The organism is Agarivorans gilvus (assembly GCF_001420915.1).
Lineage (GTDB): Bacteria > Pseudomonadota > Gammaproteobacteria > Enterobacterales > Celerinatantimonadaceae > Agarivorans > Agarivorans gilvus.
The window spans coordinates 2,625,419-2,641,984 of the sequence record NZ_CP013021.1 but is presented as its reverse complement, the minus strand read 5'-3'; the positions used below and the strand labels follow the sequence as shown (position 1 = coordinate 2,641,984).

The following is a 16,566-nucleotide window of genomic DNA, read 5'->3' as shown; positions in this document are numbered from 1 at the left end:
TTGTTTTTGCCATAGTTATTGCTGCCATCTATTTTGGCACGGCATTCTATGTAGCTGAACTACAGAGCAAAGGTATATAACAATGCAAGGCACTAACTCGTCGCTACGCTCCCTAACGTTAAATAAGACATATATGGACGCCCCGTGTTTTGCAACTCTTGATTGAAGATAGGTTCGCTGACATATATCCGGCGTCTTTAAGTTGGGCGATTCATTAATATGCCCTGCGCCATGATGAGATCCGAACCCGGCCGCCTATACACCCACACGGCATAAAATGCCTCGTCTTATTCTCAGGCTCTTACCGGGACGGATAACCGTTTTTCCATCAAGGTTTGCAAACTCTAGGGTGACGTTTATATCTCTTTTTTCTGCCTAATCAGTTAATTAAACAGTTCTGTTACTCTTTTTTCTATATTCATGCCGTTTTAAAGGCCCGGCTTAACTGAAACTCTTGATCTCCGCTTATGATCCGCCAGGCGATCCTGCCGAGTTTATTTGCCAGTGCCACAATCGCCTTAACTTTTCCTCGTCGGGCAACCAGTCCGTTAAGCCAACGTCCCATAGCATCCTGACGCTTAGCTGCGAACCGTAGCACTGCTCTGGCACCATGAATCAACAGTGTTCGCAGTTCTCTGTTGCCGTTTTTAGTCATGCCCATCAATGTAGCCTTCCCTCCGCTACTGTGCTGGCGGGGAACCAAACCGCACCACGCAGAAAATTGCCGCCCATTGGTAAACTGTTCACCCGTTCCTAGTTCGCTGAGTACACTGGCGGTGACAATGGGACCAAAGCCGGGAATTTTTAGCAAAGCTTGATAGCGAGGATGATGCTTTGCCAAGCGTGTTAACTCATCAGTTAACGAGTCGATATCACGGGAGATTATCTTAATGTCATCATACAGCCCTTGCAGCAGGCTGCGTATTACTGTTGATAAGCCGTTATCGGCATCTTCCAATGTGGCGGGCAGCTGCTCCTGCAGTGTTTTTAATCCTTTTGGGAAAATCACGCCGTATTCTGCCGCTAAGGCTCGAAGCTGATTCACCGTTGCTGTACGGCGCACAACCAAGGTACTGCGTACAGTGCGAAGCGCCTTGATATCCCGCTGCTCCCGCGTCTTGATTGGCACAGCATGAATATTGGGACGAAAAGCAGCTTCGCAGATAGCTAGCGTATCATTAGCATCATTTTTTTGTCTACGCGCCATCGGTTTAACATGCTGAGCCGGAAGCAGCTTTACCTGATATCCCATATTTTGAATGGTTTCCCCCCAATAATTGGATGAAAGACAAGCTTCCATTGCAATCAGCGTATTGGGAGGGAATTGACGAACTTCATGCAGCAGTTTATCTCTGGAGACTTTTCTGTTTTTAATGACAGCAGAATTAAATAAGACACCCATAATTATGGCGAAATATTCGCCACTGCTCTACGCTTAAATAAAGCCTTAGCGTGGAGCTTTTGTTATGCCTCAGCCAAGAAAATCGCAAGTAAGTTTGGATGATACGCCTTATTACCACTGTGTTTCCCGTTGTGTTCGACGGGCTTATTTGTGTGGTGAAGATAAGCAAACAGGCAAGAGCTATGAACATCGTCGCCAATGGGTAGAAGACTACTTGTTAAGACTAGCAGAAGTGTTCGCCGTTGATGTGTGCGCTTATGCCGTGATGAGTAACCATACTCATATCGTACTGCATGTGAATCAACAACAAGCTGAGGCTTGGTCAGTACAAGAGGTGCTTGAGCGCTGGCATCGCTTACACAAGGGCACTTTGCTTACCCAAATGTACTTAAACCCTGAGCTTCGGGCACAACTCGATGCCAGCCAGCTGCAATGTATAAACGATACCGCTGAAGTTTACCGCCAACGCCTCTATGACTTAAGTTGGTTTATGCGCCAACTGAATGAACATATTGCCAGAGAAGCCAATAAAGAAGATAAGTGTACTGGCAGATTCTGGGAAGGGCGTTTTAAATCGCAAGCCCTTCTAGATGAAGCCGCTTTAATGGCCTGTATGGCGTATGTGGACTTAAACCCAGTCAGGGCAAAAATCGAATCTACGCCCGAATCATCCAAGCACACCAGTGTTAAGCTAAGAGCCAAGGCAGTACAACAAAAGAAAGCCCAACCTAAAGTACTGTTCCCCTTTGTCGGTAACCCCAGAAACAACATGCCGCAAGGTTTACCTTTTCAACTGCATCATTACTTGGAATTAGTTGATAGCACTGGCCGGATTGTTCGAGAGGACAAGCGAGGCCACTTACGCCTAGAGGCTAGCCCCATCATGCAACGCTTAGGCATAGCAGCAGAGCAATGGTTGAGCCTAAGTTGCGAGTTTGAACAACACTTTTCCGGCGCAGTGGGTAAAGAGCGCCTATTACGCCAATACCATCAACACCTGGGTCATAAACGCACCACCGGCTTAAGTCGATGCCGTTGCTTGCTCAATAGCGCTTAACTTTCCTCATTTATTTTTCACCTAATCATCAGCCATGCTGAGGCTTTGCTCGCTTAGCTTATGGTTAGGGGCCAAGTTAATCTAACTTGTTTTCGTTATATCGTTAAATTGCTCAGTTTTTTTGAACCTCGGTCTAGGTTAACTATCACAGAAAGGCGTTGCTGTTGGTTTTGTTTTTAAATGGGTGTCTAAGATTAAATTATCAGGAGGACTTTGGGACAAGTTGATTTCTAAATGTTCGTTAGGAAAGAATTATTTAGATGTTTTTGTTTCCGCTGGTATCAGCCTTTTGGATACAGAAAAAAAATGGCGAGCTAGTCATGGTCTGGAAATAAGGGAAATATCGGTATCAAGAAATTACCGTTCGATACGGGGTGAAACTAAGGCACTCGTATATAACGCCTTCTACGGAGGGGCTGCGACGGTCGGAGTTGGTGTAGATACAGTAATGAATGCAATAAGGGAAGGTCTAACCCTTCCTGAGCTTTTTGATCGCGTATCAAAGGAAGAGTTAGTGCCGATATTAAGGGCTCTTTTTAGAAAAAAACTACTAGTGTATGGGGAAGAAAGCAATAGCGCATACTGCCATCTAGATTCAAACAGGAATGCGGAAGGAGCCTTGATCAACAAGTTGCGCTTAAACTTAACGAAAAGTTGCAATATGAAGTGCACTTACTGCTATATAGCCAAGCCCGAAAAAGAATCCCACATGGACTGGGAAGTCGCTAAAAAATCAATAGAAGTTTTCTGTAATAACCTAAGGAAACATAAGCGAAAAAAGGGATTGATAAGGTTCTTTGGAGGTGAACCATTATTGAACTGGAAGGTGCTAAGAAAATGTCTTTTGCATGCTAAATCAGAATTTCCGGATTTATCTCTTTCCTTCTTTTTAAATACTAACGGTACTCTGATCAAGGAGGAGAAAGCTCAATTTCTTAAGGAGTTTTCTGTTCATGTTGCGGTTAGCCTTGATGGGATAGGAGAAATCAATGACCAAAATAGAGTATACAGCTCTGGTCGAGGTACATTTCTCAAGGTAGATAAGGCAATAAACACATTGCTAGAAGAAGGGGTATCGACTGGAATTGAGGTAACCCTGACTGAGGATAATTACCCTTTTTTAGAAGACGTAATTCACTATATTCACGAAAAGAACACTCTATACGATTCCTGCGTGTCCGTGGGGCTTCAAAGCGCTTGCTTTGAAGGAATCTCTTTAAATAAAGCTCCGACACCAGCTTCGTGGAAAGCGCAGAGAATAACCGAGATCATCAGGCTTTCCGCTTCTCTGTCCGTTGATGTTAGCTCCGGAATGGTAATGTTCCCATGGAATACGCTTATTAGCGGTGAAAGGTTGGGGGTTTATTGTGGAGCTATTGGTGGAGAAGTATCTGTAAGTCCGCAAGGAGATCTCACACCTTGCGCTGCCCTAGAAACAAAAATGGGAACTATTTCAAATTTTGAGGAGGCACTTAAATCCAGAGAATATCAGAATGTTGTTAACCGTGTTGTTGGAAATATTTCGGCTTGTTCAGGGTGCGATATTGAAGCGTTTTGTTCTGGAGGTTGTGTGGCTGATGCTCATACCAGTTCTGGTGATGTATTCAAAACAACTCAAAACTGCGCTATTGAGAAAGCGGTGTTTCATGCTCTGGCAGTCGAGTACATCTCTTAACTAAGGAGAACTATCATGAATAGTAAAAACAAGCTTACGAACGATCTGGATCTTTCAGTAACAAGCGTATCTCTTACTATCGGTGAGACTGATACGAGTCTAGAACAGGTAAAAAATGATGCCCTATCGGGAGGGGGCGGTTCTCGCCCTTGCCCTTGTGGGCCTTGTCCCTGTGGTCCTTGCCCTTGCTGGCATTAAATGATACCACCTCCTGCCACTGAAATGTGGCAGGTCTATTTAGAAGCGAGAATCAAATGAGTACACCCAGAGCAAATGGTAATTACAGCTTGAGATTTCTTAAATCTCTGTATGAATATCGTCCTGCCTTAGTTCTTTTGTTTAGCATGAACATCATTATTGTGGCGTTGCACATACCCGGACCTTTGATCATTTCCTACCTGTTTGACGGTGTCATTTTTCAGGGTGATACCGAGGAGTTAATACCAATATGTATCACCCTTGTTGCATTGCTTATTTGTATTCCAGTGCTAACAGCATTGTCCCTCTATCTGAATAATTCTATACAGCACCGTATATCTTTTGAAACAAGGCAAGAATTTATCGGAAATTTGTTGGACAAGAACAGTTCGTTCATTCAATCTCAGAGAGTGGCCAACTTGCTGTCAAGGTTACGAGACGCGAGTTCAGCTCGTAAACAAATCATAGATATACTCAATCGGCTTTTTTCAAACATCTGCTTTTTAGCTTTTGTACCTGTGTTTATGAGTTTCATTGATTGGCGGCTCACATTGGTGGCCTTACTTCCCCTTCCTTGCTTGCTCGTTTTGAACGCATTAATTTCTCAAAAGATTACAGCTAGGACAATGGACTCAGCTAAAGATCAGGCTGTTATGTCGACGTTATCTTATGAGTCTTTGTACTTATTCTCATCTATCGTGAAATTGCGAATAAAAGACAAAGTACTCAGACGGTTGAAAGCTGCGGCTCTTCATTTTAGAAAGTCAGATATGAAACTACGTACTTTGGCTTCAGTTGAAATCTCAGCAACTGGGAGTGTTTTTGCTATTTCTTTTGTGGCGTGTATTTTTTGGGGCGCTACCCGGACGGTGGCCGGGGAGCTATCAATTGGGCAGCTTTCCGCATTCTTAATATTGGCATCGTACTTACACAATCCGTTGACAGAACTGTTTAAGGCTGTTCTGCAATGGCGAGAGGTTGATGCATATGCAAAAAGGTATTTTGATGTTTTGGACGAAGGAAACCCAGAGCCGAAAGCAGGTGACAGTCTTGAATTGAATGGCATCGATGAGATCCATTTGATAGCTGTGAATATTGGCTTTAACAAACATAGGTTCCTGTTAGAGAACGTTGAACTAAAGTTCTCGGCTGGAAATGCCTATTTATTGGGTGGGCAGTCCGGTAGTGGTAAGTCAACTTTAATGGCCACAATCTGCGGAGATCGCGAACCTCTATCAGGTACTATATCTATAAATCAGCGAAGCCAAGAGGAGTACTCTCGGGCTTCATTGTTGAGTCGTTTGGTGCTTGTTCCTCAAGACTGTCAACTTTTTTCAACTTCTTTGAAAAACAATGTAACCAGCTTCCGGAATAGGTTCACAAACAAGCAAGTACGTGAGGCTCTTTCGTGGGTCGAACTCTCCGATTTGGAGAGCCAGCTGGAAGATGGTCTGGAAACAAAACTTGGTGAAGGAGGCCGACAGCTCTCATACGGGGAACGAAAACGCTTAGTGTTGGCTAGATTCTTGATAGGACTAGATAAAGGTGGAGTGTTAGTCATTGACGAAGGCCTGTCGAACCTTGGAGGTGACTTGGCTCAATGCATATACAAGAATATAGTGACGCATATTCAGCCAAGCATTCTCATAGTTGTATCTCACGAGAAGCATCTGGCAAATAATGTGGATGAAGTTTTCATCCTCCGAAATGCTAAGGTTAACCGAGATTCATGCCCTAGCCTTCAAGTTATTTAAAGGTGAGCATAGTGACAACCTATCTTAGTCAGGCTCAAGAATACTACCAACAAAAAATTGAAAGGACTGATCACCCATGTCTAGGAGGGATTACGAAAGGTGGGGCTGTAAGGGGGTACCTTAAAAGCAATGACTCGGAAGATTTTATTCCGTTTGCGTGCGAATTAACCGGAGCGGGAGTTAAAGGAGGACTATATACGGCTCGATCCGGTAACACCCCGAAAACACTCGAAAGTACTTGCCATTCCACTTTTCGTTGACGGGTGACGGTTGTTTTGGCTTAGCTAAAGCAGATTTGACAGAAGCTTCTTGTGAGTTTTGGTTGAAAACGACTCCCTCAGGGAGGCCTGTGTATCAGTACATAGGAGGAGCACTGACACCAAACGGACTACTGATCGCTATCATTATATCTGCATGTACTACAAAAAGGGTTGAACACTCATACTTCAGCGGATTTTTCTTGGCTTCGACAAGTTACACCAGTTATGGGAAGCCATCGAGATAGTCTTATGCGTCGTACAGTCTTAATCAATTTCTCCAATTATAAAGAATCAGTTTCTAAAAGTGATCAAACTTTATTGTCACGATTTGCGAGGCTAACTAGGTTACACATAATAAAAAATGATCAAATTTTACGGTGAAAGTTTATGAATTCTTGACCGAATAGAAGAATTTACGATCAAACTTTATTGTTCGACGACAGCTTTTGTGGAAGAGGAATAAAGTCTCATACCAAGTAATAAAGATTCATACTGAGTATTAATGTTTCATACCCAAATGGCAGCAATCATATAGGTTTGCTGCCATTTCTATATTAAAAATGCCCGAAATGCGTTTCGATAGAGGAAATCCTCCTTATGGTAAGGCCGAAAATTCTAGCTACTTTATAGATCAGTGATGCCGTATAAGGGACGTAAAGACGCGGCAAAAGGTATATTAACAAATACGCCTATTTGTCCTTCGGTAAATGAAAATGATTCCTTAGAGAGTGGCATTCAATAATCACCAGATATAACCCCGGCATCGCCTTGTACCATTCTAAAGACTTGCACAATTGGCAGCACATTGGACACGCGCTAATTGACCAAGACCAAATTGATCTAACCGGTTTAAATACCGCAATGGGCGCGTGGGCCCCGTGTTTAAGTTACTGCGAACAGACTAAGAAGTTCTACTTGGTATTCTCGGTGGTGTACAACATTCAGGGTCAGCATTTCGATTTAGACAATTACATGGTGGAGTCTGATTCGGTGACCGGACGTTGGTCGAAAGCCACTTACATTAACAGTAGTGGTTTCGATCCTTCCTTGTTCCACGATGATGACGGTCGCAAGTGGATAGTGAATTTGGTCTGGGAGAATAGAGATGGCTATGAGCATCCTGGCTACATTACCCTGCAAGAGTGGGACGACAGTGCCAAGAAATTGCTTGGTCGCCCCACTATTATCTCTCGTGGTGGTACTGATCGCGGCTGCATCGAAGCGCCACACTTGTACAAGCGCAACGGTTATTATTATTTAATGACCGCAGAAGGCGGCACCGGTTATGGTCATGCGGTGGTCTTGTCTCGCGCTACTTCTATCGATGGGCCTTACGAGGCCGATCCGCAGCGAGTGGTGCTCACCAGCCAACCTTATGACTTTAACGAGCGCGGCATAGACGACGCTTATAAGTTCCATTTTTACAATCCGGGTTCGGCTTTGCAGAAGTCTGGTCATGGCTCCTTGGTGGAAACTCAAAATGGCGAGCTTTACATTGCCCACCTGTGTGCCCGACCGTTTGTTCCCGATCTGCGTTGTATGCTGGGGCGGGAAACGGCGATTCAGAAGTGTTACGAAACCGAAGATGGCTGGATCCGTCTGGCTAGCGGTGGCGTTTTAACTCAGCTAGAAACGCAAGCGCCAGAGCATGCGCGGGATGTGATTCAACAAACTAATCACTCGAAAAACACCGAGTTTGATTCGGCTATTCTGCCGGTAGAGTTTCAAACCTACCGCATTGCCGCCTCGGAAAGCTGGCTATCAACTGATGAGCAGCTTGGTTTGGGTTTGAAGGGGCAGGGCTCGCTATTTACTCCGAGAGATAAGAGCTTAGTGGCGCGGCGGCTACAGTCTTTTGACTGTGAAGTCACCACCAAAATGAGCTTTGAACCAGAGCGTACCCGTCAGTCTGCCGGCTTGGTGGCCTACTACAGTGCGATTAATTTCTACTACCTACGGGTGTATAACAGTGACTCGCTGGGAGGTAAGACCCTAGGCATTATGGTGAGTGACTTGGGCGAGAAGAAAGAGTTAAAAGATGCGCGGGTGAGGCTGGCAGATAATCAAGAGGTTTATCTTGAATTATGGTGAGACACCCATAATTGTGGCGAAATAATCGCCACTGCTCTACGCTTAAGTAAAGCCTTAGCGTGGAGCGCTTGTTATGCCTCAGCCTAGAAAATCGCAAGTGAGTTTGGATGATACGCCTTATTACCACTGTGTTTCTCGCTGTGTTCGTCGGGCTTATTTGTGTGGTGAGGATAAGCAAACAGGCAAGAGCTATGAACACCGCCGTCAGTGGGTAGAAGACTACTTGTTAAGACTCGCAGAAGTGTTTGCCATTGATGTGTGCGCCTATGCAGTGATGAGCAACCATACGCATATCGTACTGCATGTGAATCAACAACAGGCCGAGGCTTGGTCAGTACAAGAGGTGCTTGAGCGCTGGCATCGCTTGCACAAAGGTACTTTACTTACCCAAATGTACTTAAATAAAGAGCTTCGCCCTCAATTAGATGCCAGCCAACTGCAATGTATTAACGACACCGCCGAAATTTACCGCCAACGCCTCTATGACTTAAGTTGGTTTATGCGCCAACTGAATGAACATATTGCCAGAGAAGCCAATAAAGAAGACCAATGTACAGGCAGATTCTGGGAAGGACGCTTTAAGTCCCAAGCCTTACTCGATGAAGCTGCGCTCATGGCTTGTATGGCTTATGTGGATTTAAACCCCGTCAGGGCAAAAATGGAAACAACGCCTGAATCATCCAAGCACACCAGCGTTAAGTTAAGAGCCAAGGCTGTACAACAAAAAAAAGCCCAACCTAAAGTACTGTTTCCCTTTGTCGGTAACCCCAGAAATAATATGCCGCAAGGACTACCTTTTCAACTACATCATTATTTGGAGTTGGTCGACAGTACTGGCCGCATTGTTCGAGAAGACAAACGAGGCCACTTAAGCCTAGAGGCCAGCCCAATAATGCAACGCTTAGGCATAGCCGCAGAGCAATGGCTAAGTCTTAGCTGTGAGTTTGAACAACACTTTTCCGGCGCGGTGGGTAAAGAGCGCCTATTACGCCAATACCATCAACACTTAGGTCATAAGCGCACCACTAATTTGAGTCGATGTAGGCGCTTGCTTAACAGCGCTTAGCTTCCCCCCATTCACTTTACCTAATTATCAGCCATGCTGAGGCTTTGGCTCGCCTAGCTTATGGTTAGGGGCCAAGTTAATCTAACTTGTTTCCGTTATATCGTTAAATTGCTCAGTTTTTTTGAACCTCGGTCTAGGTTAACTATTACAGAAAGGCGTTGCTGTTGGTTTTGTTTTTAAATGGGTGTCTAAGATTAATTTTTAAATGGGTGTCTAAGATTAATTGTGATGTGGCCGATTACCCACTGTTGCAAAAACGCTTATATCGACAACAGGGCTTGCCATGGAATTTAGTCGAAATTACGCAGATTGAAACCCCGCAAGCGGGTAAAAAATAGAGATTTAGGCCTACCAAGTCGAATGGATCAAAGCCCTTGAGCTGCCTCTAAGCTGATGTTTAAGCTTAAATTTGCGCTGAGTCAAAGGCCTAGGCACAAGCCTGAGTTATGTTTTGGCGCTGGTCAAACAAGGATGAAACGCACATGGAACGCTGTGGAAGGTGTCTGCAATTTACTCGTACTCGAGAAAACGCCAAAGATTTATGTGGCGCGTGGGAGCAACCCACCAGCGCCGATCGGCAAGCCTGCCAGTTTTATATTGCTAAGCGCCCTGCAAGCCGCAGTAAAGCCGCGCCTAGTGGGGCTTGAGTTAGCACTGAGTTGTATGGGCTTGGCTTTTTGCCAAATGAGCTGGACGTTATAAAATCAAGCCGTTTACACCATTCCGCCATTGGCTCGCAGCACTTGGCCATTGACCCAAGCGCCATCGGGGCTCACTAAAAAGTTTACCACTGCGGCAATATCTTCTGCGCTCGCTAAGCGTTGCAGAGGGTTCATATCGGCTAGGCGTTCTATAAGCTGCTCTGGCTTATCTTTTAGAAATAATTCGGTGGCAGTAGGCCCCGGTGCAACGGCATTCACGCTAATATTACGGCCGCGCATTTCCTTTGCCATGATACGGCTTAGGCTCTCAATGGCGGCCTTGCTTGCTGCGTAAACGCCATAGCTTTCTAGGTTTAAGCCTACTACCGAGCTAGAAAGGTTAACAACGCTCCCGCCATTACGCAGCCGATTTGCGGCTTGTTGTAGGCAATAGATACTGCCCTTAAGGTTGATATCTAATTGCTGGTCAATCTGCTGTTGCTCTAGTTCTGCTATTGGTGCCAGCGTCATTATGCCGGCGTTATTCACCAGCACATCGATGCCGCCAAAAGCCTGTTCAGCTTGATCAAAGAGGCTTACTACTTGTTCCATTTGAGCCACATCGGCTTGTACGGCAAGGGCTTGACCGCCAGCGGCAATCAGTTGAGTGGCTAAGGCCTCTGCGGCTTGGGCTTGTTTGGCGTAATTGATTACCACCGCATAACCACTGTGGCTGAGTCTTTGCGCAATGGCTGCGCCGATACCGCGGGATGCGCCGGTGATTAGCGCGACTTTGGTTTGAGCCGACATACTGTTTTCCTAATCGATAGTGGGGATTCGTTAGTCAGCTTAACAGCTTGTATTGTTCGGATAATCACTCAATACTTGGTAACAGAATTCGAATTTTAGGAACAATGCGTGGACCGTTTCGATGCCATGCGGGTTTATACCCGTGTATTTGAACAGCGCAGTTTTGCTGCTGCGGCTGCCAGTTTAAATTTACCGCGCTCAACGGTAACTGAAGCCATTAAGCAGCTGGAACAGCGTGTTGGGGTACGTTTGCTGGAGCGCACCACGCGGCAGGTCAGCCCCACCCTAGATGGCGAAGAATTTTACCTGCGTAGCGTGAACTTGCTGGCGCAGTTGGAAGAGGCGGAAAACGCTTTTACTGGCGCCAAGCCTAAGGGAAAGCTGCGAGTTGAAGTGCATGGCACCTTGGCACGCCACTTTTTGCTGCCTAAATTGGCCGAGTTTTTACAGGCCTATCCAGATATAGAGCTGTTTTTGAGTGATAGCGACCGGCTGGTGGATCCGCTGCGCGAAGGTATCGACTGTGTATTGCGGGTTGGCAAGGCCTTGCCCGATGACATGGTGGCCAAGCAACTCGCCAGTTTAACTGAAGTGAGCGTGGCAGCACCGAGCTATTTACAGCGCCATGGTTGTCCGCGCCACCCCAAGGACTTAAAGGGTCACAAAATGGTGGGCTTTCGGGTGAGTCGCAGCGCCGAGCCGCTGCCGCTTGAGTTCACTGTGGAGCAGCAAATACAATATTTGAGCTTGCCCTGCAGTGTGCAGGTCAACTCAGCGGAAACCTTAGTTGAGGCCGCTCGCCTCGGTTTGGGAATTATTCAGCTGCCCCGCTACCATGTAGAGGCTGACTTAAGTGCCGCCAAGTTGCAGTGCATACTCAGCGAGTTTCCACCCGAGCCTTCGCCGGTTTATCTCATGTACCCGCGCAAACGAACACTCTCGTTACGGGTGAGAGTGTTCATCGATTATTTGCAGCTGGCGTTTAAGGCTTAAGCCCTACTTCACCGTTTTATATACTGCGGCAATGTCTTCATCGGCGTAACCGGCCTTGCGCGCTTGCTTGAAGGCTTCGTTGGTAATGGCCGCCGTGGGTAGGGCTAAATCCAACTTGTCACCCAAGGCGAGTGCTAGGCGTAGGTCTTTTTGCATGTGTTTTAGCGGAAAGCTGGTGCTGTAATCTTCAGCCAATAACATCGGCCCTTTAACTTTAAACATCGGGTTGGCCATGGCGCCAGCGTCTAGTACATCGCTAAGCTGCTGGGCGTCTAAGCCTGACTTTAAGCCCAGCGCCATGCCTTCACTGAAGATGCTTAACATGCCGCCCATGATCATGTTCACCACTAGCTTCATTTTGGCGCCTTGGCCTACTTCGCCAAGGTAGGGCGACATTTTACCCATTACCTCAAAGGCGGGCAGCGCGTCGTCATACAGGCTCTTGTCACCGGCGGCTAAAATCACCAAAGTGCCGTCTTCTGCGGGTTTTTTGGTGCCCGATACCGGCGCTTCTAAAAAGCGTCCGCCCGCCTCAGTAATGGCTTGAGCAATCGCTTGTGAGGTGCTGTCGTCCACCGTCGACATATCTACATAACCGCGCCCTTCGCCGATGCCAGCGGCTACGCCATCGGGGCCTAGGCAAATGGCTAAGGCTGCTTCAGGGTCGGCCACCATGGCAAAGCTAATATCACAGTTGGCGGCCAGCTCTTTGGGGCTATCGGCTTGCTTGGCACCTTGCGCGACTAAGTCTGCGCATTTGCTGGGGTTACGGTTCCATACTGTCACCTCAAAACCCGCTTTTACTAAGTTTAAGGCCATCGCCTTACCCATGATGCCTAAACCTAAAAAACCTATACGAGTCATAAACTTCTCTCTGTTGTGTTAAAAATTCTGCAAACCATGTTCACTTTAAGGTAAATGGCCTGCATTTTTGTATAAATGCTGTAAGCAAAGCAGCGGCGGGCACTTAAGTGCCAGCCGCTGAGTACTAGTTGTGAGGCTGAATTCAGCCCTAAATGCGTGTCAATAAACGTTATGTTTGGTCTTTAATTTCTCCACCTATCAACAAGGCTAACTCTTGGCTTAAACCCTGGCAGGCCTTACGTGGCGGCAAGGCGTAACTGCCACTGCGTTGGGCTTGGTTGGGATAGAGTTGAATTAAAGCTTCGGCCTGTTTTACTGCGCAGCTGACGCCGTCTAAGGCCGGCACCGGCAGTTGGCTACTCACGCTGCGTGCCAAACCAGCCAAGGGGGCACCAGCTAATATGATGCTGTCGGCACCATCCTGCTTGACCGCTTGATTGGCCAGTTCAATCAGCCTTTCGCCTTGATTTTGTTGCACCTGGCTAATGTCGCTGAGGGTTTCATCTAAGGCTCGAATCGATACCAAGCGAGCCAAATGGCCTTCGCGCTCTACGGTTTCTCGATACCAGGCTTGAATGCGCTGGGAAATAGCGATGATGGAGATCCGCCCACCTAGCTGCGCGGCGCTGGCAAGGGCGGCGTCGGTCATGCCAACTACCGGAATAGGTAACATTTCACGCAGCGCTTCTAGGCCGGGGTCGCCAAAGGCCGCCACTATCACCGCATCGTAATCAGCATAGTGCTCGGCGGCCAATTGCATTACCGCATAACCGGCAATTTGCGCTTCGGCGCGGGTCTCGATATAGGCCACGCCAAAGGGGGCCGTTAGTACCGTAATTTCAGTTTCTGGCGCGGCACAGCGGCGTGCCTCGGTAGCGATTAACTCGCTCAGGGAGCTAGAAATATTGGGATTTATTATTAGAATTTTCATCATTTTTTACTTCTTCATTGGCTCGCTTAATAGCCCAGTTGGCGGGGTAGCCAAGTTACAATGTCGGGGAACAAAATACACATCACCAACACTACATATTGCAATAGAATGAATGGCCAAGCGCTGCGGATCAGTTGATTGAGGCCAATCTTAGACACACCACACATCACAAACAGCAGCACCCCAACTGGTGGAGTCATCATGCCGATCACCAAATTAAATACAAACAAAAAGCCAAATAGCAGCGGGTCGATACCAAAGTGCTGCGCTACCGGTGCCAGTAAGGGAACCAACATGATATAGGCGGCGTTGGACTCAATAAACATGCCCACCGCTAGCAATAACAGCATCACTAACATGAGGAAGATGTGCGGGTTATCGGTAAGGCTTTGGATCCACGCAGCCAAGCGCATTGGCACTAAATCGATGGTAAAGGCAAAGGTAATAGTGGCAGCAAAGGCAATTAATGCACCCACCATGGCGGCGGTCACCGCAGCGTGAAACATCGCCGTGGGTAAGTCTGAAAGCTTCAGTTCTTTGGTTACCCCAAAACCCATGACTAGCGCATAAACCACCGCAATGGCCGCCCCTTCGGTTGGGGTAAAGGCGCCGGCAACAATGCCGCCCACTACCACAATGGGCATCAGCAAAATCGGCAGAGCCTGTACGGTTTTGCTGGCTATCACTTTCAGGCTAATTTTGGCTTCATTCAGCGGATACTGACGACGCCAAGCAATCAGGCTAGCCAGTGCGCCAAAACCCACGGTAAGAATAATGCCTGGGATCACTCCGGCCATAAACAGGCCACCCACCGAGACCGTAGAACCCGCCATTAGCGCGTACACGATCATCGCGTTAGAAGGGGGAATAATCGCCCCAAGGTTGGCCGCCGAGGCGATCACCGCGCTGCTATAACCCGAGTCATATTGCTTACGCATCGACGGAATTAAGGCGCTGCCGAGGGCACTGGCGCTGGCTACGGCGGCACCACTCACCGCCGCTAACACCATGCCGGCAATAATCGCCACATGGGCTAAGCCGCCATGCACTCGGCCAATCAGCGAGTTAGAAAAGTCTACCAAACGTTGCAAAATGCCGGCGGCGACCATTAGCTCGCCAGCTAGCATAAACAAGGGAATCGCCATTAGCGGGAAGTTATCGATGGCGTGCATCATCCGCTGCGGCAGCACCGATAAACTCATATCACCAATAAATAAACCCACTAGCGAGGCGCTACCTAGGGCAAAAGCCAAGGGCATGCCAATCAGCGCTAAGATGACGAACACAATTATAATAGCAACGCTCATTCAATGATCTCCTGCACCGCGGGGGACGGTCTTGGCATAACAACAGCAATAAATGTAAGGTGCCGTGCAGGCCACAAATGAGTACCGGAAAGTAATAAACCGAGGCGGTGATGTTGATGGTGGGCATCATTTGCTGCCACTTATCGGCAATGGCGTCTAAGGCCAGCCAAGCGAGGATCAGCATTAACACAAGGCTGAGCGCGGTAGTAAAGCGCCATATCCAGTGATAAACAGACTTAGGCATGCGGCTAGTTAGCGCATCTATGCCCACATGAATACCGCGCGCTATGCCCTGCGGTAGCGCTAAAAAAATCGCCCATACAAACAATAAACGCGAAATCTCGGCTGCCGAGTCGATGGACGCCGAGAATAAGTAGCGCAGTATCACCTGCACCGATACCAACAGCGCCATCAAAGCCATCGCTGCGACAATCGCAGCGAAGGAGGCTTTATCTAGCCAAGTAAGTAGCTGACTAAAGCGCGTAAGGGCTGAAGTGGGCTCAGCATACTTAGTCAATGGCTAACTCCGTAGTCACTTGCTCGACAATCTCGGCACCAATTTTTTGTTTTAGCATGTCCACAATGCCACTGCTGCGTTGGCGTAGCTCGGCGCGAGTCTCGGCAGTTAGCGGCGTGAATACCATGCCGGCGTCAATCAGTGCCTGTTTGGCGGCTTGGTCATCGGCGGCGGCTTGCTCACGTTGCCAGTTAATCGCGGTAGTCATCGAAGCCTTTACCGCGGCTTGTTCGCTGGCGGAGAGGCGCTCAAAGCTGTCTTTGTTAACCACTACTACGATGTAGTCGTAGAAGTGCTGGCTGTCTGACAGGTAAGTTTGCACTTCATTGAAGCGGTTAGTGCTAATAATGCTGTAGGGGTTTTCCTGACCATCGATAACCCCTTGCTGCATTGCCGAGTAGATTTCTTTCACATCCATGGAAATCGGGTTGGCTTTTAGTGCACGGAAGGTAGCCAAGTGAGTTTCGTTAGGTTGTAAACGAATTTTCAAACCTTCGAAGTCGCTGGCGCTGTTTAGCGGGCGCTTACTGTTGGTGACGTTACGAAAACCCAGCTCCATATAACCTAGGGCGACAAAGCCTTTTTCGGCGAGCAGGGCGTTAAATTTTTCACCCACTGCGCCGTCGATAAGGTCGAAGGCTTGCTGGCGCTCGGCAAAGGCGAAAGGAATACTCACCGCTTCTAACTCGGGTACGATGCGCGACAAATAAGAGATGCCAATCCACGTACCGGCAATCGCGCCAGAGCGTACTTGGTCGACGTTCTCTTGGGCGCCACCGAGTTGTAGAGCGGGGAACAGATTTACATCCAGATCGACATCGGTTTTGGCTAACTCTGATTTAAACACTTCCATGGCTTTAGTACTGGAGTGGTCGAGCGCGAAGTTACTGCCAAAACGTAGGGTTTGGGCTTGCGCCGCAGTGGCTAAACCTAGTCCAGCAAATAACAGCGCGGTGCTTAGACCTTTGGTGAATTTCTGTTTTAGTTCCATTAAATAATC

15 protein-coding genes are annotated in these 16,566 nt (G+C 47.6%); 8 read left to right on the top strand and 7 right to left on the bottom strand.

The features are described 5' to 3' along the window. Positions 1-418: 418 nt before the first annotated feature. Positions 419-1,402 (bottom strand): IS110 family RNA-guided transposase, encoded by a 984-nt coding sequence (locus tag AR383_RS12355; protein ID WP_055733412.1) that lies wholly within the window; start codon positions 1,400-1,402, stop codon positions 419-421. Between the two features lie 64 nt (positions 1,403-1,466). Here AR383_RS12355 and AR383_RS12350 point away from each other — a divergent pair, with 64 nt between their 5' ends. The 7 genes from AR383_RS12350 to AR383_RS21770 all read left to right on the top strand — a co-directional run bounded on the left by AR383_RS12350 (position 1,467) and on the right by AR383_RS21770 (position 10,150). After that, positions 1,467-2,459, top strand: coding sequence for a transposase (locus tag AR383_RS12350; RefSeq protein ID WP_055733411.1), 993 nt, complete (start codon positions 1,467-1,469; stop codon positions 2,457-2,459). 184 nt (positions 2,460-2,643) lie between these two features. Then, complete coding sequence (locus AR383_RS12345) at positions 2,644-4,134, top strand: radical SAM/SPASM domain-containing protein (protein ID WP_055733410.1); 1,491 nt, start codon at positions 2,644-2,646, stop codon at positions 4,132-4,134. A gap of 254 nt (positions 4,135-4,388) precedes the next feature. After that, positions 4,389-6,086, top strand: a complete 1,698-nt coding sequence (locus AR383_RS12340; RefSeq protein WP_055733409.1) for an ABC transporter transmembrane domain-containing protein — start codon at positions 4,389-4,391, stop codon at positions 6,084-6,086. 998 nt (positions 6,087-7,084) lie between these two features. Beyond that, positions 7,085-8,437 (top strand): glycoside hydrolase family 43 protein, encoded by a 1,353-nt coding sequence (locus tag AR383_RS12335; protein WP_083481591.1) that lies wholly within the window; start codon positions 7,085-7,087, stop codon positions 8,435-8,437. A 73-nt stretch (positions 8,438-8,510) separates the two neighbouring features. After that, positions 8,511-9,503 (top strand): transposase, encoded by a 993-nt coding sequence (locus tag AR383_RS12330; RefSeq protein ID WP_055733407.1) that lies wholly within the window; start codon positions 8,511-8,513, stop codon positions 9,501-9,503. A 209-nt stretch (positions 9,504-9,712) separates the two neighbouring features. Then, positions 9,713-9,841 carry a hypothetical protein gene (locus AR383_RS22465; protein ID WP_257720922.1) on the top strand — a complete coding sequence of 43 codons (129 nt, stop codon included), beginning with the start codon at positions 9,713-9,715 and terminating at the stop codon, positions 9,839-9,841. Between the two features lie 144 nt (positions 9,842-9,985). Continuing rightward, a complete protein-coding gene (locus tag AR383_RS21770; RefSeq protein ID WP_188407516.1) occupies positions 9,986-10,150 on the top strand; it encodes a hypothetical protein in 165 nt (54 codons plus the stop codon). Positions 10,151-10,216: 66 nt separating this feature from the next. On the opposite strand, the gene AR383_RS12325 is transcribed toward AR383_RS21770, so the two are convergent. Beyond that, complete coding sequence (locus AR383_RS12325; protein WP_055733406.1) at positions 10,217-10,954, bottom strand: SDR family oxidoreductase; 738 nt, start codon at positions 10,952-10,954, stop codon at positions 10,217-10,219. A 108-nt stretch (positions 10,955-11,062) separates the two neighbouring features. Between AR383_RS12325 and AR383_RS12320 the strand changes: the two genes are divergently transcribed. Next, a complete protein-coding gene (locus AR383_RS12320; protein WP_055733405.1) occupies positions 11,063-11,947 on the top strand; it encodes a LysR family transcriptional regulator in 885 nt (294 codons plus the stop codon). A 3-nt stretch (positions 11,948-11,950) separates the two neighbouring features. Here the strand turns inward: AR383_RS12320 and AR383_RS12315 are convergent, their stop codons facing one another. The 5 genes from AR383_RS12315 to AR383_RS12295 form a co-directional block, all read right to left on the bottom strand. Continuing rightward, a complete protein-coding gene (locus AR383_RS12315; RefSeq protein WP_055733404.1) occupies positions 11,951-12,811 on the bottom strand; it encodes an NAD(P)-dependent oxidoreductase in 861 nt (286 codons plus the stop codon). Between the two features lie 169 nt (positions 12,812-12,980). Then, positions 12,981-13,745, bottom strand: a complete 765-nt coding sequence (locus tag AR383_RS12310; protein ID WP_198150148.1) for an aspartate/glutamate racemase family protein — start codon at positions 13,743-13,745, stop codon at positions 12,981-12,983. 23 nt (positions 13,746-13,768) lie between these two features. Then, positions 13,769-15,049 carry a TRAP transporter large permease gene (locus AR383_RS12305; RefSeq protein ID WP_055733403.1) on the bottom strand — a complete coding sequence of 427 codons (1,281 nt, stop codon included), beginning with the start codon at positions 15,047-15,049 and terminating at the stop codon, positions 13,769-13,771. Next, the gene (locus AR383_RS12300; RefSeq protein ID WP_055733402.1) at positions 14,976-15,566 is read right to left on the bottom strand and encodes a TRAP transporter small permease; all 591 of its coding nucleotides are present in this window, start codon (positions 15,564-15,566) and stop codon (positions 14,976-14,978) included. The genes AR383_RS12305 and AR383_RS12300 overlap by 74 nt, the downstream gene beginning before the upstream one ends. Then, positions 15,559-16,557 carry a TRAP transporter substrate-binding protein gene (locus tag AR383_RS12295; RefSeq protein ID WP_055733401.1) on the bottom strand — a complete coding sequence of 333 codons (999 nt, stop codon included), beginning with the start codon at positions 16,555-16,557 and terminating at the stop codon, positions 15,559-15,561. Before AR383_RS12295 ends, AR383_RS12300 begins: the two co-directional genes overlap by 8 nt. Positions 16,558-16,566 lie beyond the last annotated feature (9 nt).